We start from the raw sequence: 25,692 nt of genomic DNA, 5'->3' as shown, positions 1-25,692 counted from the left end.
GCCCTTTTTCTTTAGCGTTTGCGGCGTTTCACATTGCCGCCGCGCATGCCGCCCCGTCCCGAGGTGCTGCGGCCCGAGGCTTGCTGCGCGGCATCGACGGCGCGGTCGACCGCCTGTTGACGCGCCATCGGGTCGTCGGCGACGGCAAGGTCCACGGCCTCCAGCCGTTTGACCTCATCGCGCAGCCGCGCGGCTTCCTCGAACTCGAGGTTCTCGGCCGCCTTGCGCATATCGGCGCGCAGCCCGTCGAGCACGGCTTGCAGGTTCCCGCCCGCCATCGGCTTGTCGACCTTGGCGGTGACGCGGTTCATGTCCACATCGCCTTTGTAAAGTCCGGCGAGGATGTCTTCGACGTTCTTCTTCACGGTGGCCGGGGTGATGCCATGTTCCTCGTTATAGGCGATCTGCTTGGCGCGGCGGCGCTCGGTCTCGCCCATGGCGCGCTCCATCGAGCCGGTGATGCGGTCGGCATACATGATGACGCGGCCTTCCGCGTTGCGCGCGGCGCGGCCGATGGTCTGGATCAGCGAGGTTTCCGAGCGCAGGAAACCCTCCTTGTCGCCGTCGAGAATGGCCACCAACCCACATTCGGGAATGTCGAGCCCCTCGCGCAGCAGGTTGATCCCGATCAGCACATCAAAAGCCCCGAGGCGCAGGTCGCGCAGGATTTCGATCCGCTCGATCGTGTCGATGTCGGAGTGCATGTAGCGCACGCGGATGCCCTGCTCGTGCATGTATTCCGTAAGGTCTTCGGCCATGCGCTTGGTCAGCACGGTGCAAAGCGTGCGGTAGCCATCGGCGGCCACCTTGCGGACCTCGTCCAAGAGATCGTCGACCTGCATCTCCACGGGACGGATCTCAACCTTGGGGTCCAAAAGGCCGGTGGGGCGAATGACCTGTTCGGTGAAGACGCCGCCCGATTGCTCGATCTCCCATGCCGCGGGCGTGGCGGAGACGAAGACCGATTGCGGGCGCATGGCGTCCCACTCCTCGAATTTCAGGGGTCGGTTGTCCATGCAGGAGGGCAGGCGGAAGCCGTGTTCGGCCAGCGTGAACTTGCGCCGGTAGTCGCCCTTGTACATGCCACCGATCTGCGGGACGGAGACGTGGCTTTCATCGGCGAAGACGATGGCGTTGTCGGGGATGAACTCGAAGAGGGTGGGGGGCGGCTCGCCCGGGGCGCGGCCCGTCAGATAGCGCGAATAGTTTTCGATCCCGTTGCAGACGCCGGTGGCCTCCAGCATCTCGATGTCGAAATTGGTGCGCTGCTCAAGCCGCTGGGCCTCCAGCAGTTTGCCGTCGGCCACCAGTTGGTCAAGCCGGGTGCGCAGCTCTTTCTTGATGCCTTGGATGGCCTGCTGCATCGTCGGCTTTGGCGTCACGTAGTGGCTGTTGGCGTAGACGCGGATCTGGTCGAAGGTGTCGGTCTTCTCACCGGTCAGCGGGTCGAACTCGGTGATGCTTTCCAATTCCTCGCCAAAGAATGACAGCCGCCAGGCGCGGTCATCAAGGTGCGCGGGGAAGATTTCCAGACTGTCGCCGCGCACCCTAAAGGAGCCGCGCTGAAAGGCCGCATCGTTGCGCTTGTACTGCTGGGCGACCAGATCGGCGATGACCTTGCGCTGGTCGTACATGCTGCCCGCTTTCAGGTCTTGGGTCATCGCGCCATAGGTCTCGACGCTACCGATGCCGTAGATGCAGGACACCGAGGCCACGATGATCACATCGTCACGCTCCAAAAGCGCGCGGGTGGCGGAGTGGCGCATCCGGTCAATCTGTTCGTTGATCTGGCTCTCTTTCTCGATGAAAGTGTCGGAGCGCGCGACATAGGCCTCGGGCTGGTAATAGTCGTAATAGGAGACGAAGTATTCCACCGCGTTGTCGGGGAAGAAGCCCTTGAACTCGCCGTAAAGCTGCGCCGCCAGCGTCTTGTTGGGGGCAAGGATGATGGCGGGGCGCTGCGTCTCTTCGATCACCTTTGCCATGGTGAAGGTCTTGCCCGTGCCGGTGGCGCCCAGAAGCACCTGATCGCGCTCGCCCGCGTTCACCCCTTCGGTCAATTCCTTGATCGCGGTGGGCTGGTCGCCCGCCGGAGCGAACTCGGTCACCAGCTTGAACTTATGGCCGCCCTCCAACTTTGGGCGGTTGCGCACGTCTGGCGCGGGGTTTGCCAGCATTGGCATCCCCTCGGTCTTGTCGGAATGGGCATAGGGCATCGCGGGTATCCTTCGTCAAGCTTCCCATAGGTGCCCTCTTTCACGCGGGGTTCAAGGGGCAGGGGGGCGCGAAGGGCGCTTTTGCCGCTACTTCATCAGCCGTTTGCGATTCTGTCGCACCTTGCGGGCAAGCGGGGCGAGAGAGGCATCCATGATCTGATCGGGGCGCTTGCCCAGCATCATGGCCTGCGTCCCGGCGGCGAAGGCTTTGACCATGGCCGGGCCTTTCTCGGCCACCATGCGGTTGTTCTCACCGGGGCGGGCGGGCAGCGCGCCTGCCATGCCCAAGAGGCGCAGCGACATCACGATCTGGGTTTCCACCGCGAGGGCGGCGATCTGGCTTTGTAGGGCGAAGAGGGCGAAGGGGGTCATATGGAACACTCCAATGGGGTGATCTTGATGTAGTCTCTGCACCGCAGCATGGTAGGGTTTATCTGCGCGGGCCTGCATTCCCTTGCCCCTCGGCACGGAATATTAGATAAAGCCCGAGGTTATTGAAGCGAGAGTCCCGAAATGCGCGCACGTATCTATCAACCCGCCCGTACAGCGATGTCTTCCGGCACGGCCAAGACCCGTGTTTGGCTGCTTGAGTTTTCGCCCGCGGAAGCGCGCAGGGTCGATCCGCTGATGGGCTGGACGTCTTCCGATGATACGCAAAGCCAAGTGCGCTTGCAGTTCGACACCCGCGAAGCCGCCGAAGAATACGCCCGCGATCACGGCATCGACGCACAGGTGCAACTGCCCAACAAGCGTAAGCCCAACGTCCGCCCCGGCGGCTATGGCGAGAATTTCGCGACCGGTCGCCGCGGGGCGTGGACGCACTGAGGGTGTGAAGGCAGTCGCAGTCTCGCGCGGGCCATGCGCGGCCTGCGGCCTACGTCATTCTTCATCTGATCGCGTATCAGGTTAATACCATACATTCGCTCGGCGGTGCGCATATTATGCGAAGCCCATGACTGGCCCCCGCCGGGCATTTTCATTTCGGTTCAACGCTTTCCCTTGTCTGTCGACGGGTTAGTTGTTGAACATGTAAACGAGGGGCACAATTATGACCGCAATCGTCGATTTCCTGAACACCGTCTTGTGGGGCTACGTCCTCGTCTATGGCCTGCTGGCTGTCGGGCTTTATTTCACCTGGCGCACTGGTTTCCTGCAATTCCGGCATTTCGCCGAATTCTTTCGCGTGGTCCGATCCTCGCGTGACACTTCCGCCGCGGGCATTTCGCCATTTCAGGCGCTGACGATCTCTCTCGCCAGCCGGGTCGGTACGGGCAACCTCGCCGGGGTGGCTGTGGCGATCTATCTCGGCGGACCGGGGGCTGTGTTCTGGATGTGGGTTGTGGCGCTTGTCGGCATGGCCACGGCCTATGCGGAGTCTACCTTGGCGCAGCTTTACAAGGTTCGGAACGCGGACGGGCAATACCGGGGCGGACCGGCCTTCTACATGTCCCGGGGCATCGGGTCGAACGCCATGGGCTATGTCTTTTCGGTCTGCCTTATCGTCAGCTTCGGTCTGATCTTCTCGGCGGTGCAGGCAAACTCGATCTCGGTCGCGATGGAGGAAGCCTTTGCCATCCCCAAGCTCGTCACCGGCCTTGTCGTCGGCGGTATCGCGGGCATCGTCATCTTTGGCGGAATCAAATCCATCGCGCGGGTGGCGGAAAAGATCGTTCCTGCCATGGCCGGTCTCTATATCGTCGTGGCGCTGCTAATCGTGGTTTTGAACATCGCCGATGTGCCCGCCATGCTGGCCCTGATCGTCAAATCTGCCTTCGGTTTCGAGGCGGCGGCGGGGGGCTTTACCGGTGGTTTCATGGTGGCCCTGCTCAACGGGGTGAAGCGCGGTCTGTTCTCGAACGAGGCGGGCATGGGCTCGGCCCCGAACATCGCCGCCGTCGCGGTGCCCGATCCGCACCATCCATCCAGTCAGGGGCTGGTGCAGGGGCTTGGCGTCTTTATCGATACGCTGGTGATCTGCACGGCGACGGCGCTGATGATCCTGCTGTCGGGCGCGGTCGACTATTCCGAAGGTGCGGCGACCGGCATGGCGCTGACGCAGATCGCTTTGGAACAGCATATTGGCGCATTCGGTCCGATCTTCATCGGGATCGCCATCCTGTTCTTCGCCTTTACCTCGATCATCGGGAATTATTCCTATGCCGAGAATGCGATGGAGTTCCTTGGGATGGGCAAGCGTATTCCGCTTCTCGTGCTGAAGGCGCTTGTTGTCGCGATGGTGGTCTGGGGCTCGTTGCAGGCGGTCACGACCGTGTTCAACTTCGCCGATGCCTCCATGGCGCTGATGGCGACGGTCAACCTGATCGCCATTCTGATCCTGTCCAAGACCGTCGCCAAACTCACGCGGGACTATTTCGCGCAGCGCAAGGCCGGGAAAGAGCCGATGTTCAGGATCGCCGAATATGCCGAGCTTGGCGACGGCGTCGACCATACGATCTGGAACAGCAATGTTGCCCGTGAAACGCAGGGCGCCAAGGCTGACTGAACACGAGGGAAGGCGAGGGGGTGGCCCCTCGCCTTTGCCGTCTCGTGAACTCTCAAGCGGATTTCGCCGCCGCAAGAAGCCGGGAGGCGTTTGGGCTGGCCCTAGAAAATGGCCCGCCTCACAGTAGATGCGGGCCATCGGCGTCACGCTTTGAGGCTACTTCACGCCCCCCCCACAACCGCATGCAAACCGGGGTAATCTCATCTTCGATCGCGGCCATCGCGTCGACGATCAGGTCCTCGCGCCAGCGGCGGCCAGCGATTTGCACGCCGATGGGCTGCGGGCCTTGGGGCAGTTCCGCGATATGCGTGGGGATGTTGCCCGCAGGCAGGCCGGTGAAGTTCATGACGAAAGACCAAAGCCCCTTGCCCAAGACGTCGCGCACGCCTTCGCGGCCTTCGGTGTCGCGCCCGGCGGTGAAGAAGGGGGCGAACATGAAGGGGGTCAGCACGAGGGGGTAGTCCTCTAGAAACAGCGACCATTCGCGCGCGTAATGGGTGCGTTTGGCCAGCATGGCGAGCTGTTCGGTGCCTTTGAAAGGCGGGTATTCGGCGTAGTAATCCTCAAAGATCGCCTTTAGATCGTCGGAACCATGGGCTCGGATGTCCTCGCCCATCAGCGCTTCGACTTCGCCCATCAGGGCGCGATAGCCGTTTTTGCCGGCTTCATAGGCGAGGGGCGGTTCCACCTCTTCGACGGCGTAGCCTGCGTTGGACAGGGCAGAGGCGGCTTTGTCGAGCGCGGTGGCCACATCCGGATGCAGGCCAAAGCCGAAGTCATCGCGGGTGAAGGCCACGCGGATCGGGCCTTCGATCGCTTCGCCACGCCAGGGCAGCGGCACATGGAAGGGGTCACGCGCGTCTGCGGCGATCAGGCTGGGCATCGACAGATGCAGGTCCGCCGCTTTGCGCACGATTAACCCCTGCACCGACATGGATTGCGCCAAAAGTCCGCGCTCGGCCTTTTGGCTGGGGTTGTAGGCGGGCACCCGGCCCAGACCCGGCTTTACCGTCACCGCGCCATTGGCCGAGGCGGGGAAACGCAGGGAGCCGCCGATGTCGTTGCCATGGGCCAGCGCGCCGATCCCGGCCATGACAGCCGCCCCCGCCCCACCCGAGGAGCCGCCCGCCGAAAGGTGCTGCCCCCAGGGGTTGTGGGTGCGCCCGTAGAGCGGGTTGTCGGTATCGGCGCGAAAGGAAAACTCCGGCGTGTTGGTGCGCCCGATCACGATGGCGCCCGCCCGTTTGAGGTTGCGCACCACCGGCGCATCCTCGGGCGCGATGATGTCTTTGAAGGCGGGCACGCCGTTGCTGGTGGCATGGCCCTTTTGGTCGACGTTGATCTTGATCGTGACCGGAACACCATGCAACGGCCCCTTGGGTGCGTCGCTTTTGTCGAGGGCGGCAGCCTCGGCCCGGGCCTCATCGGCGAGTGTCTCGACCACCGCGTTCAAAGCCGGATTGACCTCTTCCATGCGGGCAATCGCCGCCTCGGTCGCTTCAACCGCCGAGAGTTTTCCTGCGCGGGTCGCGCGTGCGATTTCCTGCGCGTCCCATTGCCAAAGCGGTTTACTGTCGGTCATTCCGGTTCCTTTCGTTCGTGGTTTTCAAAGCCGCATCCGCGCCCTGATGTCGCGAACTTCGGAGAAAGAATTTAGCAACGCAAGTAAATTCGCGGCGAAACCCTTTGCCGAAGGCGGGGGTGACTATATTCGAGGCTTTGGGCCATCACCCGGCCATGATGGCACTGGCGGCCTCTATGGCGAGGGGGGCGGCCTTGGCGACAAATTCCTCCGGCGTGTATTCCGAGAGGGAGCCTGCGAGATGTATCGCGCTTAAGGGCGCGCCGTTCCGGTCGGTGATGGCGACGCCTACCGCCACCTCGCCCAAAGCATATTCATCGCAGACCACGGCAAAGCGGTTTTCGCGGGCGGTGCCAAGCTCGGCCATGATCGCTTCGGGGTCGGTCTTGGTGCTGGCGGTGAAAGGGTGCAAAGGTGCGCGGGTGAGAATTTCGCGCGCCGCGTCATCGGGAAGCTGTGCCAGCGCGGCGCGGCCGCCCGCGGTGCAAAAGGTCGGCACGCTATGGCCCACGAGGGTGGCGAAAAAGGTCTCGCGTTTGCTTTGCATCCGCAGGGCATAGATCAGCCGTGTCTCGTCATAGAGGCTGAGATCGACCCGCTCGCGCAGGGATTTGCGCAGTTCCAGCAAGACGGGGGTGGCCTTCTGCACCACGGGGTCAAGCCGCAGCAGGTCAAGCGTGTGATCCAGCAGGCGAATGCCCGGCAGGTAGCCGCGGTCATCCCCGCTGCGCCGGATATAGCCGAGTTTGGTGAGCGTATGGACCAGCCGTTGCGCCGCGGATCGGTCGATGCTGGCACTCTTGGCGATGTCGGAAAGGGTCATTGGCCCGGTCGCGTTGTGAAAGGCCCCCAGCACCTGCATTGCGCGATCTGCCGCCCGGACGAACAAACGGTCGTCCTCTGCCTGATTCTGCGCCGCCTGCGAGGCGTCTTCACGGAAAAATCTACTCATAAATGGCCTGTAGTTGACGAATCGTTAAAGCGCCGCTTACGCTTGCTGTGCACTATAGCTGTATTGCAATGCGATACACAATGGGCGTGGCCTTGCCGATGAAGGGGCCGAGAAGGCGAAGGAGACAGGTTTGGAAAGTGGTTCTGGAATGCGCGTGGCTGTTGCGGGCTTTCTGCACGAGACGAACACATTCGCCCCCAACCCGGCGGATATGCAGGCTTTTCAACTGGGCGGCGGCTATGTCCCCATGGTGCGCGGCGCGGCGATGTTGCCCGCCTTCGAAGAGGTCAACCTTGGCATGGCGGGCGCGCTGCGGGTGGGCCAAGCGCAGGGTTGGGACATCGTTCCGATCCTCTGGGCGGGGGCGATCCCCTCGGCCCATGTCAGCCGCGACGCCTATGAGACGATTGCGGGCGAGATTATCGAAGGCATTCGGCAGGCCCGGCCGCTCGACGGGGTCTTTCTGGACCTGCACGGGGCTATGGTGGCGGAGCATCTCGACGACGGGGAAGGAGAGCTTGTCCGCCGTCTGCGTGCGGTCGTGGGGCCGGAGGTGCCGATCGCTACGGCGCTCGATCTGCACGGCAATATCTCTGAAGATTTCGTTGCGAATGTCGATGTGCTTGTCGGTTTTCGCACCTATCCGCATGTGGATATGGCCGATACCGGCGCCGCCGCGGCCCGCCAGCTCGACCGGATCATGACGACCGGCCAGCGTCCAGCCAAAGCCTTTCGCCAGATGTCGTATTTGGTGCCGATCCCGTTTCAATCGATCGAAATGTCGCCGGGGCGTGAACTCTATGAAGGGGTCGCCGCCTGCGAAGCTGCGGAGGCGCTTACGGCCAGCCTGTTCATGGGTTTCCCGGCGGCGGATATTCCCGATTGCGGCCCCGTTGCTGTCGCCTATGGCGAGACGCAGACCGCAGCAGATGCCGCCGCCGACAGGCTTGCCGCAGCCTATGAGGCGGCAGCGCCTGCCTTTTTGGAAAATGACGCCTATGACCCCGACAGGGCAGTGGCCGAGGCGCTGTCGCGTGCCGCCGGGCCGGGGCGGGGGCCTGTGGTCATCGCCGACACTCAAGACAACCCCGGCGCGGGCGGCGTCTCGGCCACCACGGGCATGTTGCGCGCCTTGGTGAAGGCAGAGGCGCAGAACGCGGCCATCGGGTTGATCGTCGACCCCGCCGCCGCCCAAGCGGCGCATCAGGCCGGGGTCGGTGCCGAGGTTAACCTGCGCCTTGGCGGCCATGCCGACATCGCGGATGACGCGCCATTTGAAACGACGGCGACGGTCCAGCATCTTTGCGACGGCACGCTGCGCGCGACCGGCCCCTATTACGGCGGCACGGCGCTGGACCTCGGCCCTTCGGCCTGCCTGCGCATCGGCGGGGTCCATGTCGTCGTGACCAGCCGCATCGCCCAAATGGCCGACCGCGAGATGTTCCGTTTTGTCGGTATCCAACCCGAAGAGATGGATCTTCTGGTGGTCAAAAGCTCCACCCATTTCCGCGCAGACTTTGCCCCCATCGCGCGCGACATTCTTGTCGCCTGCGCGCCGGGGCCGATGCCCCTCGATCCAGCCGATTTGCCCTTCACGCGCCTGCGTGCGGGGCTTCGGCTGTCCCCGAATGGCCCCCGTTTCGGGGCCGACGGTGCCCAAAGCGCACCACCTGACCATGGCGGCAAGACCGCCGTGGCCCAATAAAAACCAAAAGATCACTCAACAAGGGAAAACCACATGATACCTCTACGATCCGCACTGAAACAGTCGCGCGGACTTGCCGCCGCCTTTGCCGCGTCCACGGCGCTTTTGGCACCCGGCTCTCTGGCGGCGCAGGATGGCGAAACGACCATTACCGCGGTCATGCACTCGGGCCTGCGGGTTCTCGATCCGGTCATCACCACCGCACATATCACCCGCAACCACGGCTATATGGTCTATGACGTGCTGACCGCCGTGGACGAAAATTTCGAGCCGCAGCCCCAGATGGCCAGCTGGGAGGTCTCGGATGACGGGCTCGTCTATACTTTCACCCTGCGCGATGGGCTGATGTTCCATGACGGCGCGCCGGTGACTGGCGAGGATGTCGTGGCCTCGCTCAAACGCTGGGGCAAGCGCGACGGCGGCGGCCAGTTGATCTTTGACGTGACCGAAAGCCTTGAGGCCAGCGACGAGAAGACCGTCGTCTGGACCCTGACCGAGCCTTTCGGCCCGCTCTTGTCGGTGATCTCCAAACAATCCGCCGTGCCGCCCTTCATCATGCCCAAGCGCGTGGCCGAAACTTCGGCGGATGAGACGATCACGGAATATATCGGCTCCGGCCCCTTCGTCTTTAACCAAGATGAATACGAGCCCGGCGTGAACGTCACCTATGAGAAGTTCGACGACTACGTGCCGCGCGATGAGGAAGCCTCGTGGATGGCGGGTGGCAAGGTGGTCAATGTCGACCGTGTGGTCTGGACCACGATGCCCGACGCACTCACCGCGATTAACGCGCTCTCGGCCGGAGAGATCGACTATCTCGAACAGGTGCAGATCGACCTGCTGCCGATCCTCGACGCCAGCCCCGAGGTCACGGTCGAGACCCGCGATGACCTTGGCTATGTGACCATCGGCCGGCCCAACCACCTGCACCCGCCCTTTGACAACAAACTGGTCCGTCAAGCGGCGATGGCGGCGCTGGACCAAGAATCCATGCTGCAAACGATGCAGGGCGACCCGGCCTATTACAACGTCTGCGGCGCGATCTTTGGTTGTTCGACTCCTCTGGGCGACGAAGCGGATGCCGAGATCGTGACCGGCGGCGCGGACCCTGAAAAGGCCAAGGCATTGCTCGAAGAGGCGGGCTATGACGGCACGCCCATCGTGCTGATGGCGCCGACGGATGTGATCAGCCTGATCAACCAGCCGGTGGTGGCCGCCCAAGCCCTGCGCGAGGCGGGTTTCGAAGTCGACATGCAGTCGATGGACTGGCAATCGGTCGTGCAGCGCCGCGCCCAGCAAAGCCCGGTCTCTGAGGGTGGCTGGAACATGTTCTTCACCAACTGGATGGTGCCCGAGATTTCGGACCCGCTGACCAACGTGATGGTCAGTGGCCGTGGCGACGAGGCGTGGTTCGGCTGGCCCGATGACCCCGAGATCGAAGAACTGCGTGCGAAGTTCATGAAGGCCGAAGGGCCCGAGGCGCAAAAGGAAGTGGCGGTCGAGATCCAGAAACACGTCATGGATAACGTCAACTACATCATGATGGGGGAGTATCTGATCCCGCAGGCGCGTCGCAACACGATCCAGAACATGCTGCCATCGCCCGTGCCGGTGTTTTGGAACATGACCAAAGAGGCGGAGTAATCCAGCCTCCCGGAGAGCGCGGCCATCGCGCTCTCCACCGTCATCTCTGCCCGCAGGCAGTGCCCCCGCGTCCGGGCCTGCCTTCTTTCCGCCGAAAGGGACCTTCCGGAAAATGCTCGTCTATATCCTGAAGCGCGTCTTGGCCACGATCCCGGTCATGCTGATCGTCGCCATCTTCGTCTTCCTCCTGCTGCGTCTCACCCCCGGTGATCCGGCAGCCATTCTCGCCGGCGATGCCGCCACTCCCGCACAGCTTGAACGGATCCGTGACCGTCTGGGTCTGAACGATCCGCTGCTGACACAGTTCTTCACATGGATCGGGCAATTGCTGCGCGGCGATCTGGGCGTCTCGCTTTTGTCGAACACCTCCGTGGCGGGCATGTTGGGCGACCGGCTGGGGCCGACCATCAATATCGCGCTGATGACCATCACCATTTCCGTCCTGCTGGCGGTGCCGATGGGGGTGATCGCCGCTTGGCGTCACCGCACATGGGTCGACTTTCTGGTGATGTCCTTCTCGGTGCTGGGCTTTTCGGTACCGGTCTTCGTGATCGGCTATATCCTGATCCAAATCTTCGCGATCGAACTGCGTTGGGTGCCGGTGCAGGGCTACAAGGCGCCCTCGGAGGGCATCGGGCCGTTCTTCTCGCGCGCCATTCTGCCCTCGCTCACGCTGGCCACGATCTATGTGGCGCTTATCGCGCGGATGACGCGGGCCTCCATGCTTGAAGTGCTGGGCGAAGATTACATTCGCACCGCGCGGGCCAAGGGCGTGCGCGAGAATGTCGTGCTGTTCCGCCATGCGCTGCGCAATGCCGCCGTGCCGATCCTGACCATCATCGGCACCGGTTTCGCGCTGCTGATCTCGGGCGTGGTGGTGACGGAGAGCGTCTTCAACATTCCGGGCATCGGGCGGCTTACGGTCGATGCGATCCTTGCCCGCGACTACCCCGTCATTCAGGCGATGATCCTGCTGACGGCGGGCATCTACGTCTTCGTGAACCTCTTGGTTGACGTCTCCTATTCATTCTTCGACCCAAGGATCCGGTACTGACATGATCGAGCAACCCCAATCCCGTCACAGCGCCTTTCAGGTGCTGACCGGACTGCTTTCCCTGCCTGCGGGCGCAAGGGTCGGTATCGGCCCGCTGCTGGCGGCGCTTATCCTCCTGGCCATCGTGCTGGCGTCGATCTTGGCCCCGCTCTACGTGCCCTATGACCCGCTGGCGATGAACTCTGCCGCGCGGCTCAAGCCGCCTTCCGAAACCTACCTTCTGGGCACCGACCCCTATGGCCGCGACACGTTTTCGCGGGTGATGACCGGCGGGCGCGTGTCGCTCCTGATCGGGATCGGGGCGGCCTTGGTCAGCGTCGCCATCGGCTTGGCCATCGGCCTTGTGGCCGGTTTCTTTCGGGTGGCGGATGGCATCATCATGCGGATCATGGACAGCCTGATGGCGATCCCCGCGATCCTGCTGGCGATTGCGCTCGTGGCGCTGAACGGGCCATCGCTCGGCTCGGTCATCATCGCCATCACGGTGCCGGAGGTGCCCCGCGTGGTGCGGCTGGTGCGCTCGGTGGTGCTCTCGGCGCGCGAGGAGCCTTACGTCGAGGCCGCCATCGCGCTCGGCTCGTCGATGCCCAAGATTCTGATCCAGCACCTGATGCCCAACACCATGGCGCCGCTGATCGTCCAGGGCACCTATATCTGCGCCTCGGCGATCCTGATCGAGGCGATCCTGAGCTTTCTGGGCGCGGGCGTCAGCACCGAGATCCCCACGTGGGGCAACATCATGGCCGAGGGGCGGACCTACTTCCAGATCAAGCCGGGACTGATCTTTTGGCCGGGGCTGCTGCTGTCGCTTTGCATCCTGTCGATCAACCTGTTGGGCGACACCGCGCGCGATCTGCTCGACCCGCGCATGAAGAAACGGGAGGGCTGAGAGATGCAGTTCAAGACCAAAGACTTCTCCGCCGCGCGTGAGGTGCTCAAAGTGCGCGACCTGCGCATCGGGCTGGCCGGGCGGCCACAGGCGAAACCGGTGATCGACGGGATCGACCTTACCATCCGGGCGGGCGAGACGCATTGCCTGGTGGGGGAATCCGGCTCGGGCAAATCCGTGACCTCGCTGGCGGCCATGGGGCTTCTGCCAAAATCGGCGCTGGAGGTGCAAGGCGGCAGCATCACGCTGGATGATTTTGAGATCACCAGCGCGAGCCATGCGCAAATGCGCCAGCTGCGCGCGCGTCGGATTGCGATGATCTTCCAAGAGCCGATGACCGCGCTGAACCCGGTGCTGCGGGTGGGCGAGCAGATCATGGAAGTGCTCAACATGCACAGCGATCTGAGCCAATCGGAGGCCAAGAAACGCACGCTCGACATGATGGATCAGGTGCATCTGCCGGATGTGAACCGCATCTTCAGCGCCTTCCCGCATCAACTTTCCGGCGGGCAGCGCCAGCGCATCATGATCGCCATGGCGCTGATCCTCGACCCCGATCTGCTGATCGCGGATGAGCCGACGACGGCGCTTGACGTGACCACGCAGTTGCAGATCCTCAAGCTGATTGCCGAGATGCAGGAGCGCCACGGCACCGCCGTGCTCTTCATCACCCATGACATGGGCGTGGTGGCCGAAATCGCGGATACCGTGACGGTGATGCAGCAGGGCAAGATCGTCGAACGCGCGCCGATTGAAAAGCTGCTGACCAAGCCGGAGAAGGACTATACCCGCACCCTGCTGACCGCCGTGCCCAACCTCACCCCGCGTCCCGCAAGGGCGGCGGCTTCGCAAAGCGAAGTGGTGCGTGTGGCCGGGCTCGACATGACCTATGGCGGCGGCGGTTTCCTGCGCCGCAGCGAGGGCGTAAAGGCCGCGCAGGATGTCAGCTTTACCATCAAACCGGGGCGGACGCTGGGCATCGTGGGGGAGTCCGGTTCGGGCAAATCCACCGTGGCGCGGGCCATCATGCGGCTGATCGACCCGACATCGGGCAGTGTCAACGTGGCGGGGACCGAGATCGCGCAGCTTTCGCGTCGTCAACTGCGCGATCACCGTAAACATCTGCAAATCGTGTTCCAAGACCCCTACCGCTCGCTCAATCCGCGTTGGACCGTGGCGCGCAGCCTTTGCGAAGGGCCGATCAACTTCGGCACCCCGCGCGAGGAGGCGATGCGCCATGCCGCTGAACTGATGGAACTGGTGGACCTGCCGCGCGATGCGCTCGACCGCTATCCGCATCAGTTCTCGGGCGGGCAGCGCCAGCGTATCGCCATTGCGCGGGCGGTGGCGATGAAGCCCGACCTGCTGGTCGCGGATGAGGCCGTCTCGGCCCTTGATGTGAGCGTTCAGGCGCAGGTGCTCGACCTTTTGGATGACATTCAAGAGAAGTTCGGCGTGGCCATGCTTTTCATCACCCATGACCTGCGCGTTGCCGCGCAGATTTGTGACGAGGTCTTGGTCATGCAGCGCGGGCAGGTCGTTGAATATGGCCCCGCGGGCGATGTGCTGGCCAATCCGCATCACGATTACACACGCAACCTGATCGAAGCGGCGCCGGGCCGCCATTGGGATTTTGCCAACTACCGCGCGCTCGGCAGCCCCAGCATGACGACAGGAGCCACCGCATGACCGTCCTTCCCAAGATCGAAGCCTTCGCCGCCGATCTCACCGCCATCCGCCAAGACATCCACGCCCATCCCGAACTGGGGTTTGAAGAGGTCCGCACCGCGGGCATCGTGGCCGAAAAGCTCCGCGCCTATGGTGTGGATGAGGTGCACGAAGGGCTGGGCGGCACCGGGGTTGTGGGCATCATCAAAGGCGCCGGCGGCGGCAACCGCCGTGTCGGCCTGCGCGCGGATATGGACGCGCTGCCGATTGTCGAAGATTCCGGCGTGCCCTATGCCTCGACCAACCCCGGGCGGATGCATGCATGCGGCCATGACGGCCACACCACCATGCTCTTGGGGGCTGCGCGCTATCTGGCGGAAACGCGGGATTTCGACGGCACCGTGGTGCTGATCTTTCAACCCGCAGAAGAGGGGTTGGGCGGCGCGCGCCGGATGCTGGAGGAGGGGCTTTTCGAGAAATTCCCCTGCGACGAGATCTACGGAATGCACAATGATCCGAATTCAGAGCCGGGGGTGGTCAATGTCACCCCCGGTGCGGCCATGGCGGGGGCGGCCTTTTTTGACATCACCGTCAAAGGCACCGGCAGCCATGCCGCCATGCCCCATCAGTCGCGCGATCCCATCGTCATCGGCACGGCGCTGGTGCAGCAGTTGCAATCTGTGGTCAGCCGCAACACCCCGCCGACCAAACCGATCGTGCTCTCGGTGACGAAGTTCAACGCAGGCTCGGCCTATAACGTGGTGCCAGATACCGCCAGCATTGCGGGCACGATCCGTTATTTCCATGAGGATGTGATCGAGATGGCCGAGACACGGATGCGCGAACTCTGCGCAGGCTTGGCCACAGCCTATGGGATCGAGATCGAGGTCGACATCCGCAATGTCTTTGACGTGTTGATGAACGATCCCGAACTGACCAGCGCCTATGTCGAAGCCGCCGCCAGTGTGGTGGGCGGCGAGAACGCCCATGTCTCGACCGAACAGGCCAGCGGGTCGGAGGATTTCGCCGATATGCTGAAAGTCGTGCCGGGTGCCTATTGCCGGGTGGGCCATGCGGGCAGCGTGCCTTTGCACAACCCCGGCTTCGTGCTGGACGACGCCATCCTGCCTGTCGGTGCCTCGATCTATGCGCGGATTGTTGAGACGCGGCTGCCAAAGGTCGGCGGCTGAACCCCTGCGCCAATTTTTCAATTTAAGCCAACCGCCCGCTGTCGCGCGGCGGAGGAAAGGATTTTGAACATGACCAACCCGCTTGATCTGCCATTTGATACCGAAGAGATGCTCACCGGGCTGCGCCCTTGGATCGAAACCGAGAGCCCCACTTTCGACGGGGCGGCGGTGAACCGGATGATGGATGTGGTGCAGCATGATCTGGCGGTCTTGGGCGCGCGGACCGAGCGTATCCCAAGCCCGATGGGGTTGGGCGACAGCCTGCGCGCCGAGATGCCCCATCCCCGCGCGGGCGAGGGGGGCATCCTGCTTCTGGGCCATATGGACACGGTTCACCCCCTCGGCACCTTGGCGAGCCTGCCTTACAAACGCGAGGGCGAGATCTGCTACGGCCCCGGTTTGATGGATATGAAGGGCGGCAATTACGTCTACCTTGATGCGCTGCGCAAACTACAGGCCGCCGGGGTCGAAACGCCGCTGCCGGTGACGGTGCTCTTTACCCCAGATGAGGAAATCGGCACCCCCGCCACCCGCCGTCTGATCGAGGAAGAGGCCAAGCGCCACAAGTATATCCTCGTGCCGGAGCCTGCCCGCCCCGACGGCGGCGCGGTGATCGGGCGCTATGCCATCGCGCGGTTCAACCTCCAGACCCAGGGCCGCCCCAGCCACGCGGGCTGGGCGCTCTCCGAAGGCCGCTCGGCCATCGCGGAAATGGCAAAGGCCGTGGGCACGATCGAAGGCATGACCACTGAGGATTGCACCTTCTCGCTCGGGGTCTTTCACGCGGGCCAATGGGTCAATTGCGTCTCCTCGGTCTGCGATGCCGAGGTGCTGACCATGGCGAAAACGCAAGAGCAGCTCGACGCGGGCGTCGAAAAGATGATGGCGCTGAACTCGGACGCGGGCGACGTGATCATGGAAATCCGCCGCGGCGTCACCCGCCCGGTTTGGGAGCCCGACCAGCCCGGTACGATGGCGATGCTCAAGCTTGCCCAAGACATTGGCGGCGAACTGGGGATCGAGATCACCGGAAGCTCCGCCGGGGGCGGATCGGACGGCAATTTCACCGGCTTCCTCGGCCTGCCGACGCTGGATTCGATCGGCGTGCGCGGCAAGGGGCTGCATACCTTGCAGGAGCATATCTATGTCGACAGCCTCACCGAACGTGCGAAGCTGGCGGCGGGGCTGTTCTGTCGCTTGACGCCTTGAGGTATGTGGGGGGGGGGCAGAGGTTCTGCGCGACACTCCCCGCGTTGATGCGCTGATCTGCAATGCCGCCATCGCACAGGTGCCTCGGCCACCTCTTTGATCCGCACCAGCGGCGGGCCGATGACCCGGTTCACTTGGTGGCTGATGTCGAAATTGCCGATCGTTCAAACGGCGGAGCGCGGCGCCTATCCCGAGGTCATGTGCGCAACTGAGGACGGGCTAGAACAGCGCGCGCTTTATGGCCCCACAGGCCGGATGGAGATGGTCGGCCCGGTTGGGCGCGGCAGGTTGGAACCCTATGCCTATGACAAAGAGACGATGGTCAGGCTCTGGGCGCGGTCCGAGGTTGAAACCGGCTTTCACCGGGCTGTTTGAGGGCGGGCGGAGCCTGTCGCCGCCCCGCTCAGAACGCAGCCAGTCAGCCCCGCAGTAGGGTGTCTATTTTCGCGGCGTTTGCATAATAAAGTTGCACTCGGCGAGTCCCTTGCGGACAATTCTTGCCAAATGAGATCATTTGGTTAGTCTCTGATCTCGGGTCGCCCGACCAATAGCGTATTTCAAGTAAGCAAAGGGGCGGCCACTCTGGGAGGAGGAAACATGACTGAGACTAAAAAGTTCAACCGACGTTCGTTCCTGACGAAGTCCGCACTTGCTGGGGGGGCGGCGACCGGGAGCATGCTGGCCGCACCGGCGGTGCTGGCACAAGCGCCGATCGTCATCAAGATGCAGACGTCGTGGAACGACGCGAACATCTGGCAAGACTTTGCCCGCGATTATGCGACGCGGGTCGAGGAAATGTCGGGCGGGCGTCTGAAGGTCGACGTGCTGCCCGCGGGCGCGGTCGTCGCGGCGTTTCAGGTGCTCGATGCGGTGAACGACGGTTTGATCGACGCGGCGCATTCGGTGCCCGTCTATTGGTACGGCAAGAACAAGGCCGCATCGCTCTTTGGCACCGGCCCGGTCTTCGGCGGTTCTGCCACCACCATGCTGTCATGGTTCTACCAAGGCGGCGGTCAGGAGCTTTATAACGAGCTGACGCAGGATATCATGGGCCTCGACGTTGTCGGCTACATGGGCTTCCCGATGTTCGCCCAGCCCTTTGGTTGGTTCAAGAATGAGGTCAATACCGTCGACGACCTGCAGGGCTTCAAATACCGCACCGTGGGTCTGGCGGCCGATCTGATGGCGAAGTTGGGCATGTCGGTGGCGCAATTGCCGGGCGGGGAGATCGTGCCCGCGATGGAGCGCGGCGTGATCGACGCCTTCGAGTTCAACAACCCCTCGTCGGACAAGGACTTCGGCGCGCAGGACGTGGCCAAGAACTACTACCTGTCGTCCTATCACCAAGCCTCCGAGAGCTTTGAATTCCTGTTCTCCAAGATGTTCCTCGAAGACCTCGACCCCGACCTTCAGGCGATCTTGAAATACGCGGTCGAGGCGGCCTCGACCGCGAACACGGCCAAGGCGATGGACCGCTATTCGGCGGACCTTCAGTTCCTGCAAAACGAGGCTGGCGTGACCGTGCGGCGCACCTCCAAGGAAATCTTGGATGCGCAGCTGAAAGCATGGGATGAGCTGATCCCCGAGTTGGAATCCGATCCCTTCATGAAAAAGACCCTCGACAGCCAGCGCGAATGGGTCGACCGCGTGGCCTATTACGAGTTGATGAACTCGCCGGATTACGGGCTTGCTTATGAGCATTACTTCCCCGGCAAGATCAAACTCTGATCCCGCAAACCCATAACATCACCGCGAACTCCGGCGCATGGCGCGCCGGGGTTCGTGCGAGATACCGAGGGCATCATGATATCTTTCATTCGGTTCGCCGATAACCTTTCCGCATGGTTCGGCAAGGCTTTTGCGTGGCTCATTTTGCTGATGTCCATCGGCACGGGCTACGAAGTTTTTGTGCGCTATGTGCTGAACAGTCCCACGGCTTGGGCGCTGGACGTGTCCTTCATCATGTATGGCACGCTCTTTATGATGGGCGGGGCCTATACGCTGTCGCGGGGCGGCCATGTGCGGGGGGATTTCCTCTATCGGCTCTTCCAGCCGCGCACCCAAGGCATGATCGACCTCGTGCTCTATATCATCTTCTTTTTCCCCGGCGTCACCGCGCTGATCCTCGCAGGTTGGAAATATGCCGCCCGTTCGTGGCAATACGGCGAGGTGTCGGTCAACAGCCCGGCGGGGGTTCCGATCTATCAATTCAAGGCAATCATCGTGGCGGCAGGCATCCTGCTGTTCATCCAAGGCATCGCGCAGGTCTGCCGCTGTCTTATTGCCATACGTTCCAACTACTGGCTCGAAGCCGAGGAAGACGTCTTTGAGACCGAAGACCTCATGATGCGCGAAGCCAACAAGGCCGAAAAGGGCCATCTCACATGACCGATCCGCAAATCGCCCTGATGATGCTTGGGCTGTTCATCGTCTTTGTTTTCCTGGGCTTTCCGATTGCTTTCACGCTGATGGCGATGGGCATCGGCTTTGGCTACTACGCCTATTTCGACGCGCGCCGCATGTGGCGCAGTTTCGACCGGCTGGACGAGGGGGCCGGCCAATGGGAGCAATGGTCGACCTGGTTTGAAGGGTTATTCAACAACCGAATATTCGACCTCTTCGTGAACCAGACCTTCACGGTGATGTCGAACGAAGTGCTGACGGCCGTGCCGCTGTTCCTTTTCATGGGCTATATCGTGGAGCGGTCGAATATCGTCGACCGGCTGTTCACCACGCTCAACATCGCGTCCAAGAACATTCCCGGCTCCATGGGTGTGGCGGCGCTGATCACCTGCGCGCTTTTCGCCACCGCCACCGGCATCGTCGGCGCCGTGGTCACGCTGATGGGGCTGCTGGCGCTGCCCGCGATGCTCAAGGCGCGCTACAACCCGTCCTTCGCGGCGGGCATCATCTGCGCGGGCGGCACCTTGGGCATCCTGATCCCGCCCTCGATCATGCTGATCGTCTATGCGGCGGCGACGAATGTCTCCATCGTGCGGCTTTACGCAGCCGCGCTGTTGCCGGGGCTGACGCTGGTGGGGCTTTACCTGATCTACATCGTCGGGCGGTCGCTGCTTCAGCCTTCATCGGCCCCGCGCCCCACGGCGGACGAGGTGCCGGACATGCCGATGGGCAAGCTGATGCTGATGATCGCCACCTCCTTCCTGCCGCTGGCCTTCCTCATTTTCGCGGTGCTGGGCTCGATCCTCTTCGGTCTCGCCACCCCGACGGAGGCGGCCTCGATCGGCGCGCTCGGCGGCATCTTCCTTGCCTTCATCTACCGCGCGATGACATGGCAGCGGATGCGCGAGAGCGTCTATCTCACGGTGCGCACCACGGCGATGGTCTGCTGGCTCTTTGTCGGCTCCTACACTTTCTCGGCGGTGTTCTCCTACCTCGGTGGGGAGCATGTGATCTCGGAGTTCGTGCAATCGCTGAACCTGTCTCCGATCATGTTCCTAATCCTCGCGCAGCTCATCATCTTCCTGCTGGGCTGGCCGCTGGAATGGTCCGAGATCATCATCATCTTCGTGCCGATCTTCCTGCCCCTTCTGGCGGTTTTCGAGATCGACCCGCTGTTCTTCGGCATCCTCGTGGCGCTGAACCTGCAGACCAGTTTCCTCACGCCACCGATGGCGATGTCGGCCTATTACCTCAAGGGGATCGCCCCGCCCGAGTTGCGGCTGACGCAGATCTTCGCAGGCGTCATGCCCTTCCTGTTCTGCGTGATCCTGTCGATGATCCTGATGTATGTCTTCCCGCAGATCGTCTTCTACCTGCCGGAGGTGTTCTATGGGCGCTGAGCCAAGGATGACCGCCGCAGCAGCGCTTGGCGTGGTTGAACTGCGGGACCGTTTGGCGAGCGGCGCGTTGGACGCGCTGGCGCTGGTGGAAAGCTACATCGCGCGGATCGAAGCGCGCGAGGAGGTGGTGGGCGCTTGGGCGTGGTTCGACCCCGAGTTTGCCCGCGCGCAGGCCCGAACGCTCGACAATCATCGCCGGGCGGGCCGGCCGCTTGGGCGGTTGCACGGGCTGCCGGTGGGGCTGAAAGACGTGATCGACACGCGCAGCATCCCCACCGAAAACGGCGCGGCGCAGGACAAGGGGCGCGTGCCGCTGCGCGATGCTTTCATCGTCGAGCGGCTGCGGGCCGAGGGCGCGATCATCATGGGCAAGACTGTCACGACCGAACTGGCCTTCATGCATCCGAACAAGACCACCAATCCGCATAATCCGGGGCATAGCCCCGGCGGTTCGTCCCAAGGGTCGGCGGCGGCGGTGGCCGATGGGATGGTGCCCTTGGCCATCGGCACGCAGACCGGCGGGTCGGTGATCCGGCCTGCGTCCTATTGCGGGGTCACCGGGTTCAAACCAACCTTCGGCGCGATCCCGCGCCGGGGGGTGCTGACGCAATCGCCCTCGCTCGACACCATCGGTGTCTTTGCCAGCGATCCCGCCGGGGCCGCGTTGTTGGCCGAGGTGCTGTTCGGCCATGACCCCGAGGACAGTGCGACCGAACTCGCCCCGACCCCCGCGCTTTTGGCCGAGGCGCGCAGGGCGCCGCCGATTCCGCCGGTTTTCGGCTTTGTCCGCCCGCCGGGGTGGGAGGATGCCGATCCGCAACTTCATGCCGCTTTCGAGGAACTGGTCGCAGCCCTTGGCGATCAGGCTTTCGAAATGCCCCTGCCGCCGGTCTTCAACGAAGCCGCCGAGGCGCGCAAACGCATCAATCTTGCCGAGATAGCCTATCATTTCTACCCCTATCTGCGCGACGGGGCCGAGCTGCTCTCACCCGTGGCGCGGGAGGCGATGGAGGCGGGCAACAAGGTGTTGGCCCGCGACTACCAATCGGCCCGCGACCTGCCCAAGGTGCTGACCGCCGCGCTGGAAGAGTTGCTGACCCGTTGCGACGTGCTGCTCTGCCCTGCGGCCACCGGCCCCGCACCGCGCGGCTTGGAGACCACCGGTGACCCGATTTTCAACGGTCTTTGGACGCTCTGCGGCAGCCCCTGTGTGACCCTGCCGTTGATGACCTCGGAAGAGGGGCTGCCAATGGGGGTGCAACTGGTCGGCGGTCACGGCCAGGACGGGCGTCTGATGCGCAGCGCCCAGTGGCTTTTCGACTGGGCCGATGGTGCAACTGAATGAGGATGAGACCATGAACCGCCTACTTGCCCTGCTCGCCTTTGCCGCGATTTCGGTGTTTTTGCTGATCCTCGCCGTAGAGGTGCCCAGCATCGACCTGATCATCATCGTCGCGGTGACCTTGGCCTTTGTGGCCTATGACTTTTTCACCTCCAGCCGGAAAGATCGGGACTGAGCCATGAGCAAACCCGTCATCTGGATCACGCGGCAGCTCTCCGAAGCCACGCTCGACCGCGCCCGGCGGGATTACGAGGTGATCTGGGATCCTGCCGACAATCCCGGCAGCGCCGAGGAGATCATCGCGATGAGCGCGCGGGTCGATGGGATGATCCCCTGTCATTCCGAGCATTTCAGCGCCGATGTGGTGGCCCGGCTCGACCCGCGGCTCAAGATCATCGCGAACCATTCCGTCGGGGTGGATCACTGCGATCTGCCCAGCCTCAAGGCGCGGGGGATCGTGGTGACGAACACGCCGGGCGTTCTGTCGGATGCCACGGCGGAACTGGCGCTGATGTTGATGCTGGGCGCGGCCCGTCACGCGGTTGCCGGGGACCGGCTGGTGCGCAGCGGTCAGTGGCAGTCGTGGTCGCCTGCGATGCTGGTGGGCAAACAGCTTTCCGGCGCGCGGCTTGGCATCATCGGGATGGGCGGGGTGGGCCGGGCCTTTGCCCGCAAGGCGCGCGGGTTGGATATGGAGGTGCATTACCACAACCGCCGCCGTCTGGACCCCGAAGCAGAGGCAGGCGCGACATATCACGCCGCGTTGGACGACCTGCTGGCGGTCTCGGACTTCCTCTCGCTGCACTGCCCCGCCACGCCTGAGACGGTGGGCCTTATGAACGCCGCGCGCTTGGCGCGGTTGCCAAAGGGCTGCGTCATCGTGAACACCGCGCGGGGCAATCTGGTGGATGAGGCGGCGCTGCTCGACGCGCTCACCTCGGGCCATGTCGGCGCGGCGGGGTTGGATTGCTTTGTGACCGAGCCGGGCGGCAACCCTGCCTTTGCGGCCCACGATAACGTCATGATGATGCCCCATGTCGGCAGCGCCACCGTGGCCACGCGGGATGCGATGGGCTTTAAGGCGCTGGACAATCTCGACCATTTTTTCCGGGGCGAGACGCCGCCGGATCAGCTTTAGCGGCAGCGGCTCTTTTAAGTGGCGCGTGAGGGCGGGGCGGGGGTGTTCCGCCGCTGCCGTCGCGGGGCGGGTAGGGTGATGATGGCCAAGCAGCCGATCACCAGCGCCACGCCGACCCAGCCCAGCGGGGGCAGGCGTTCGCCCACGATGACCACGGCCAGCACCGCCGCGACGACCGGCTCGAACAGGGTGATCACGGTCGCCGTGCTCGCCTCCACCCGGGCAAGGCCGTAGCCAAAGGCGATATAGCCCAGAAACATCGGCACAGCGGCCATGTAGAGCCCCACCGCGGCGTTGGTCCAAGAGGCCAGAAACGCCCCGCCCGAGACCGCCAGCACCGGCATCAGCAAGAGCCCGCCCAGCCCAAAGGTCGCCCCCATGGCCACGGCAGAGCGGGTGCCTTGCAGCATCATCCGGCGCGCGCTCCATGAATAAAGCGCGTAGGTGAAGCCGCCGATCAGGCCCAGCAAAACGCCCAGAGGGACGGAAGGCGCGCTTGCCGCGCCGCCGTGCGCCTCGCCCTCGGCCAAGCAGATCAGCCCCATGCCGATCAGGCCCACCGCCGCGCCGAAGGACCAGCGCAGGGTCAGGCGGCGGCCATCCAGCAGGTATTCGATCAGCGCCGAAAGCAGCGGGGCAGAGCCGATGGTGATGACCGTGCCCACCGTCACCCCCGCCAGCCGCATCGCGCCGTAAAAGGCCAGCGGATAGACCGCCACCGCCAGCGCGCCGATGACCAGCAGTCGGCGCTGTTGCCAGAGCCGACTGCGTTGGTGCAGGATGCCCCGCCTAGCCCAGAGGGCCTGCGCGATCCCGCCCAGCCCCATGGCAGCGGCACCAATGGCGGCGGCGCTGACCTCGGGGGCGAAGGTGGCAGCGGTGCCGGTCGTGCCCCAGACCACGGCGGCGAAGAGGATGGCGATCACGCCCCAGCGGTGGCTTTGCATCATGAAAACGTCCCTAGCATGTCATTGGTGCGGGCGCGCATCGCGCAGCAGCGTTTTGGCCAAATGCTGCGCGGCAGTCACGGCCTGCGCCCCGCGCAGCGGCCAAGTCTGAGTGAGCCCTTCGAGGATCAACAGCAACTCGGTTTCCGCAGCCGGCAGATCGGCGGCTGCGGCGGCCTTGACCGCGACCTCGGCCTTATGGCGCGAGAGCAGGGCGTGCAGTTGCTCGCTGCCGGGGTCGGCGGCGACGGCGGCGTGGAACAGGCAGCCGTGAGAGGTTTCCGTCTCCATCCACTGTCCGACGCGGGCCAAAATCGTCTCCAGCGCCTCGGCTGGGGGCTCGGGCAGATCGCCGAAGACCAGCGCCAGATAGCGTTGCTGCCGGTTCTCCAGCGCGGCCAGCACCATTTCGGCGCGGGAGGGGGTGTATTTGTAGAGCGTGCGCAGGCTCACCCCGGCCGCATCGCGCAGGTCTTCGACGCTGGGCTCGGCAAAGCCGCGCGTGGCAAAGGCACGTTCCAGCCCGGCGGCGATCTTGCTTTTGGTCTCTGTCATGCTTGACCATGTAGAGGGATCGCTCTACCTACGCAAGTAGAGCAATCATTCTACCGCGACCATCTACCCCTGAAGGAGCCCGTGCGATGACCCTACCCAAGACCATGAAAGCCATGCTGCTGACCGGCCATGGCGGCTTGGACAAGCTGGAATGGCGCGAGGATGTCGCGCTGCCAACGCCCGCCCCGGGGGAGGTGCTGGTCCGCGTCGGCGCGGCGGCGGTGAACAACACGGATGTGAACACGCGCACGGGCTGGTACTCCAAAGCTGTGCGCGGCGACACCGGCTCGGCGGCGGGTGAGGGCTACGGCGGCGCGGCGGACGCCGATGGCGGCTGGTCCGGCGCTTTGAGCTTTCCGCGCATTCAAGGGGCCGATTGCTGCGGAGAGGTGGTGGCCGTGGGCGCGGGTGTCGATCAGCACCGCATCGGCGAGCGGGTTTTGATCCGGCCCATGTACAGCCCGGCGGGCGCGGGGCCGGACGATCTGGTCACCTTCGGATCGGAGCGGGACGGCGGTTTCGCGGAATATGCCACCGCCGAGGCCGGCAATGCCCTGCGGGTCGACAGCCCCCTCACGGACGTTGAGCTTGCGTCCTTTCCCTGCGCCTTTTCGACCGCCGAGGGAATGATCCAGCGTGCCGCTTTGGGGGCCGAGCGCGTGTTGATCACCGGCGCCTCGGGCGGGGTCGGCTCGGCGGCAGTGCAACTGGCGAAACGGCGCGGCGCCCATGTGACGGCGGTGACCAGCCCCGGCAAAATGGAGGCGCTGAAGGCGCTTGGCGCGGATGAGACGCGCGACCGGGATGCGACCCTGCCCGACGACAGCTATGACGTGGTGCTCGACCTCGTGGGCGGGGCGGGGTGGCCCAAATTGCTCGACGCGCTGGTAACGCGCGGGCGCTACGTGACCTCGGGCGCGATTGCCGGGCCGATCGTGGAGTTGGATCTGCGTACGCTCTACCTCAAGGATCTGACTTTGATGGGCAGCACGCGGCAAGAGCCGAGTATTTTTGCAAACCTTGTGGGCTATATCGAACGCGGAGAAATCCGGCCTGTCGTCGCGGAAAGCTATGCGCTGCGCGATCTGAAACAGGCGCAGGAAGCCTTTCTTAAGAAGTCCCACATGGGAAAGATCGGCATCACGGTGGCCGGTTGAACACAAAGGCGGGCCGTTTGCCCAAAGGCAAGCGGCACTTTCCTGTCGGTAAGTAAATTAGATTGATTTAGTCGTTGACTCACCCCCTCCCATTTGGGATTTGTCCCTTGAGACGCCGCATGAACCGGAGGGGAGGCC

At 63.7% G+C, this 25,692-nt stretch carries 23 protein-coding genes; 17 read left to right on the top strand and 6 right to left on the bottom strand.

What is annotated here, in order from left to right; translation table 11 throughout:
* Window positions 1-11: 11 nt before the first annotated feature.
* Window positions 12-2,216: an excinuclease ABC subunit UvrB gene (uvrB, locus tag ACGYK7_RS04970; RefSeq protein WP_394399579.1), complete on the bottom strand. Its 2,205-nt coding sequence runs from the start codon at window positions 2,214-2,216 to the stop codon at window positions 12-14.
* 87 nt (window positions 2,217-2,303) lie between these two features.
* Window positions 2,304-2,588, bottom strand: a complete 285-nt coding sequence (locus ACGYK7_RS04965; RefSeq protein WP_394399577.1) for an antifreeze protein — start codon at window positions 2,586-2,588, stop codon at window positions 2,304-2,306.
* A 141-nt stretch (window positions 2,589-2,729) separates the two neighbouring features.
* Between ACGYK7_RS04965 and ACGYK7_RS04960 the strand changes: the two genes are divergently transcribed.
* On the top strand, window positions 2,730-3,041 hold the full coding sequence (locus tag ACGYK7_RS04960; protein ID WP_067268114.1) for an ETC complex I subunit: 312 nt from the start codon (window positions 2,730-2,732) through the stop codon (window positions 3,039-3,041).
* Between the two features lie 223 nt (window positions 3,042-3,264).
* Window positions 3,265-4,719 (top strand): alanine/glycine:cation symporter family protein, encoded by a 1,455-nt coding sequence (locus ACGYK7_RS04955; RefSeq protein ID WP_394399575.1) that lies wholly within the window; start codon window positions 3,265-3,267, stop codon window positions 4,717-4,719.
* A 118-nt stretch (window positions 4,720-4,837) separates the two neighbouring features.
* Here the strand turns inward: ACGYK7_RS04955 and ACGYK7_RS04950 are convergent, their stop codons facing one another.
* Window positions 4,838-6,301 carry an amidase gene (locus ACGYK7_RS04950; protein WP_394399573.1) on the bottom strand — a complete coding sequence of 488 codons (1,464 nt, stop codon included), beginning with the start codon at window positions 6,299-6,301 and terminating at the stop codon, window positions 4,838-4,840.
* 145 nt (window positions 6,302-6,446) lie between these two features.
* Window positions 6,447-7,253 (bottom strand): IclR family transcriptional regulator, encoded by an 807-nt coding sequence (locus ACGYK7_RS04945; RefSeq protein WP_394399571.1) that lies wholly within the window; start codon window positions 7,251-7,253, stop codon window positions 6,447-6,449.
* 148 nt (window positions 7,254-7,401) lie between these two features.
* On the opposite strand from ACGYK7_RS04945, the gene ACGYK7_RS04940 reads away from it, so the two are divergent.
* The 14 genes from ACGYK7_RS04940 to ACGYK7_RS04875 all read left to right on the top strand — a co-directional run bounded on the left by ACGYK7_RS04940 (window position 7,402) and on the right by ACGYK7_RS04875 (window position 22,895).
* Window positions 7,402-8,958: a M81 family metallopeptidase gene (locus tag ACGYK7_RS04940; protein ID WP_394399569.1), complete on the top strand. Its 1,557-nt coding sequence runs from the start codon at window positions 7,402-7,404 to the stop codon at window positions 8,956-8,958.
* A 33-nt stretch (window positions 8,959-8,991) separates the two neighbouring features.
* Window positions 8,992-10,602 carry an ABC transporter substrate-binding protein gene (locus ACGYK7_RS04935; RefSeq protein WP_394399567.1) on the top strand — a complete coding sequence of 537 codons (1,611 nt, stop codon included), beginning with the start codon at window positions 8,992-8,994 and terminating at the stop codon, window positions 10,600-10,602.
* A gap of 112 nt (window positions 10,603-10,714) precedes the next feature.
* A complete protein-coding gene (locus tag ACGYK7_RS04930) occupies window positions 10,715-11,656 on the top strand; it encodes an ABC transporter permease (protein ID WP_067266948.1) in 942 nt (313 codons plus the stop codon).
* 1 nt (window position 11,657) lies between these two features.
* Complete coding sequence (locus ACGYK7_RS04925; protein WP_394399565.1) at window positions 11,658-12,545, top strand: ABC transporter permease; 888 nt, start codon at window positions 11,658-11,660, stop codon at window positions 12,543-12,545.
* Between the two features lie 3 nt (window positions 12,546-12,548).
* Window positions 12,549-14,234: an ABC transporter ATP-binding protein gene (locus tag ACGYK7_RS04920; RefSeq protein WP_394399563.1), complete on the top strand. Its 1,686-nt coding sequence runs from the start codon at window positions 12,549-12,551 to the stop codon at window positions 14,232-14,234.
* Window positions 14,231-15,403, top strand: a complete 1,173-nt coding sequence (locus tag ACGYK7_RS04915; RefSeq protein ID WP_394399561.1) for a M20 aminoacylase family protein — start codon at window positions 14,231-14,233, stop codon at window positions 15,401-15,403. The genes ACGYK7_RS04920 and ACGYK7_RS04915 overlap by 4 nt, the downstream gene beginning before the upstream one ends.
* Before the next feature lie 69 nt (window positions 15,404-15,472).
* Window positions 15,473-16,612: a M20/M25/M40 family metallo-hydrolase gene (locus ACGYK7_RS04910; RefSeq protein WP_394399559.1), complete on the top strand. Its 1,140-nt coding sequence runs from the start codon at window positions 15,473-15,475 to the stop codon at window positions 16,610-16,612.
* Window positions 16,613-16,732: 120 nt separating this feature from the next.
* Complete coding sequence (locus tag ACGYK7_RS04905; protein WP_394399557.1) at window positions 16,733-16,987, top strand: hypothetical protein; 255 nt, start codon at window positions 16,733-16,735, stop codon at window positions 16,985-16,987.
* Between the two features lie 222 nt (window positions 16,988-17,209).
* On the top strand, window positions 17,210-18,340 hold the full coding sequence (locus ACGYK7_RS04900) for a TRAP transporter substrate-binding protein (RefSeq protein WP_067266961.1): 1,131 nt from the start codon (window positions 17,210-17,212) through the stop codon (window positions 18,338-18,340).
* Between the two features lie 75 nt (window positions 18,341-18,415).
* A complete protein-coding gene (locus ACGYK7_RS04895; RefSeq protein WP_394399555.1) occupies window positions 18,416-19,000 on the top strand; it encodes a TRAP transporter small permease subunit in 585 nt (194 codons plus the stop codon).
* Window positions 18,997-20,415 carry a TRAP transporter large permease subunit gene (locus tag ACGYK7_RS04890; RefSeq protein WP_394399554.1) on the top strand — a complete coding sequence of 473 codons (1,419 nt, stop codon included), beginning with the start codon at window positions 18,997-18,999 and terminating at the stop codon, window positions 20,413-20,415. The genes ACGYK7_RS04895 and ACGYK7_RS04890 overlap by 4 nt, the downstream gene beginning before the upstream one ends.
* Window positions 20,416-20,422: 7 nt before the next feature.
* Window positions 20,423-21,760, top strand: coding sequence for an amidase (locus ACGYK7_RS04885; protein ID WP_394399553.1), 1,338 nt, complete (start codon window positions 20,423-20,425; stop codon window positions 21,758-21,760).
* 10 nt (window positions 21,761-21,770) lie between these two features.
* Window positions 21,771-21,932 carry a hypothetical protein gene (locus tag ACGYK7_RS04880; protein WP_394399551.1) on the top strand — a complete coding sequence of 54 codons (162 nt, stop codon included), beginning with the start codon at window positions 21,771-21,773 and terminating at the stop codon, window positions 21,930-21,932.
* A 3-nt stretch (window positions 21,933-21,935) separates the two neighbouring features.
* A complete protein-coding gene (locus ACGYK7_RS04875) occupies window positions 21,936-22,895 on the top strand; it encodes a 2-hydroxyacid dehydrogenase (protein WP_394399549.1) in 960 nt (319 codons plus the stop codon).
* A gap of 14 nt (window positions 22,896-22,909) precedes the next feature.
* On the opposite strand, the gene ACGYK7_RS04870 is transcribed toward ACGYK7_RS04875, so the two are convergent.
* Together ACGYK7_RS04870 and ACGYK7_RS04865 are read right to left on the bottom strand one after the other, a co-directional pair.
* On the bottom strand, window positions 22,910-23,845 hold the full coding sequence (locus ACGYK7_RS04870; protein WP_394399547.1) for a DMT family transporter: 936 nt from the start codon (window positions 23,843-23,845) through the stop codon (window positions 22,910-22,912).
* 18 nt (window positions 23,846-23,863) lie between these two features.
* Window positions 23,864-24,397, bottom strand: a complete 534-nt coding sequence (locus ACGYK7_RS04865; protein WP_394399545.1) for a TetR/AcrR family transcriptional regulator — start codon at window positions 24,395-24,397, stop codon at window positions 23,864-23,866.
* A gap of 86 nt (window positions 24,398-24,483) precedes the next feature.
* Here ACGYK7_RS04865 and ACGYK7_RS04860 point away from each other — a divergent pair, with 86 nt between their 5' ends.
* The gene (locus ACGYK7_RS04860) at window positions 24,484-25,554 is read left to right on the top strand and encodes an alcohol dehydrogenase family protein (protein WP_394399542.1); all 1,071 of its coding nucleotides are present in this window, start codon (window positions 24,484-24,486) and stop codon (window positions 25,552-25,554) included.
* Window positions 25,555-25,692: the final 138 nt, after the last annotated feature.

The organism is Sulfitobacter sp. 1A15299 (assembly GCF_043556915.1).
In the GTDB taxonomy this organism is placed as follows: domain Bacteria; phylum Pseudomonadota; class Alphaproteobacteria; order Rhodobacterales; family Rhodobacteraceae; genus Sulfitobacter.
Note: the sequence above shows the minus strand (reverse complement) of the source record. Positions and strands in the feature narration are given on the sequence as shown.

Coding starts and splice junctions, on each gene's coding strand:
- uvrB (WP_394399579.1), bottom strand. CDS start 2,216: ATGCCCTATGCCCATTCCGACAAGACCGAGGGGATGCCAATGCTGGCA.
- ACGYK7_RS04905 (WP_394399557.1), top strand. CDS start 16,733: ATGACCCGGTTCACTTGGTGGCTGATGTCGAAATTGCCGATCGTTCAA.
- ACGYK7_RS04915 (WP_394399561.1), top strand. CDS start 14,231: ATGACCGTCCTTCCCAAGATCGAAGCCTTCGCCGCCGATCTCACCGCC.
- ACGYK7_RS04950 (WP_394399573.1), bottom strand. CDS start 6,301: ATGACCGACAGTAAACCGCTTTGGCAATGGGACGCGCAGGAAATCGCA.
- ACGYK7_RS04930 (WP_067266948.1), top strand. CDS start 10,715: ATGCTCGTCTATATCCTGAAGCGCGTCTTGGCCACGATCCCGGTCATG.
- ACGYK7_RS04935 (WP_394399567.1), top strand. CDS start 8,992: ATGATACCTCTACGATCCGCACTGAAACAGTCGCGCGGACTTGCCGCC.
- ACGYK7_RS04910 (WP_394399559.1), top strand. CDS start 15,473: ATGACCAACCCGCTTGATCTGCCATTTGATACCGAAGAGATGCTCACC.
- ACGYK7_RS04865 (WP_394399545.1), bottom strand. CDS start 24,397: ATGACAGAGACCAAAAGCAAGATCGCCGCCGGGCTGGAACGTGCCTTT.
- ACGYK7_RS04880 (WP_394399551.1), top strand. CDS start 21,771: ATGAACCGCCTACTTGCCCTGCTCGCCTTTGCCGCGATTTCGGTGTTT.
- ACGYK7_RS04925 (WP_394399565.1), top strand. CDS start 11,658: ATGATCGAGCAACCCCAATCCCGTCACAGCGCCTTTCAGGTGCTGACC.
- ACGYK7_RS04890 (WP_394399554.1), top strand. CDS start 18,997: ATGACCGATCCGCAAATCGCCCTGATGATGCTTGGGCTGTTCATCGTC.
- ACGYK7_RS04900 (WP_067266961.1), top strand. CDS start 17,210: ATGACTGAGACTAAAAAGTTCAACCGACGTTCGTTCCTGACGAAGTCC.
- ACGYK7_RS04920 (WP_394399563.1), top strand. CDS start 12,549: ATGCAGTTCAAGACCAAAGACTTCTCCGCCGCGCGTGAGGTGCTCAAA.
- ACGYK7_RS04885 (WP_394399553.1), top strand. CDS start 20,423: ATGACCGCCGCAGCAGCGCTTGGCGTGGTTGAACTGCGGGACCGTTTG.
- ACGYK7_RS04870 (WP_394399547.1), bottom strand. CDS start 23,845: ATGATGCAAAGCCACCGCTGGGGCGTGATCGCCATCCTCTTCGCCGCC.
- ACGYK7_RS04965 (WP_394399577.1), bottom strand. CDS start 2,588: ATGACCCCCTTCGCCCTCTTCGCCCTACAAAGCCAGATCGCCGCCCTC.
- ACGYK7_RS04860 (WP_394399542.1), top strand. CDS start 24,484: ATGACCCTACCCAAGACCATGAAAGCCATGCTGCTGACCGGCCATGGC.
- ACGYK7_RS04960 (WP_067268114.1), top strand. CDS start 2,730: ATGCGCGCACGTATCTATCAACCCGCCCGTACAGCGATGTCTTCCGGC.
- ACGYK7_RS04955 (WP_394399575.1), top strand. CDS start 3,265: ATGACCGCAATCGTCGATTTCCTGAACACCGTCTTGTGGGGCTACGTC.
- ACGYK7_RS04940 (WP_394399569.1), top strand. CDS start 7,402: ATGCGCGTGGCTGTTGCGGGCTTTCTGCACGAGACGAACACATTCGCC.
- ACGYK7_RS04945 (WP_394399571.1), bottom strand. CDS start 7,253: ATGAGTAGATTTTTCCGTGAAGACGCCTCGCAGGCGGCGCAGAATCAG.
- ACGYK7_RS04875 (WP_394399549.1), top strand. CDS start 21,936: ATGAGCAAACCCGTCATCTGGATCACGCGGCAGCTCTCCGAAGCCACG.
- ACGYK7_RS04895 (WP_394399555.1), top strand. CDS start 18,416: ATGATATCTTTCATTCGGTTCGCCGATAACCTTTCCGCATGGTTCGGC.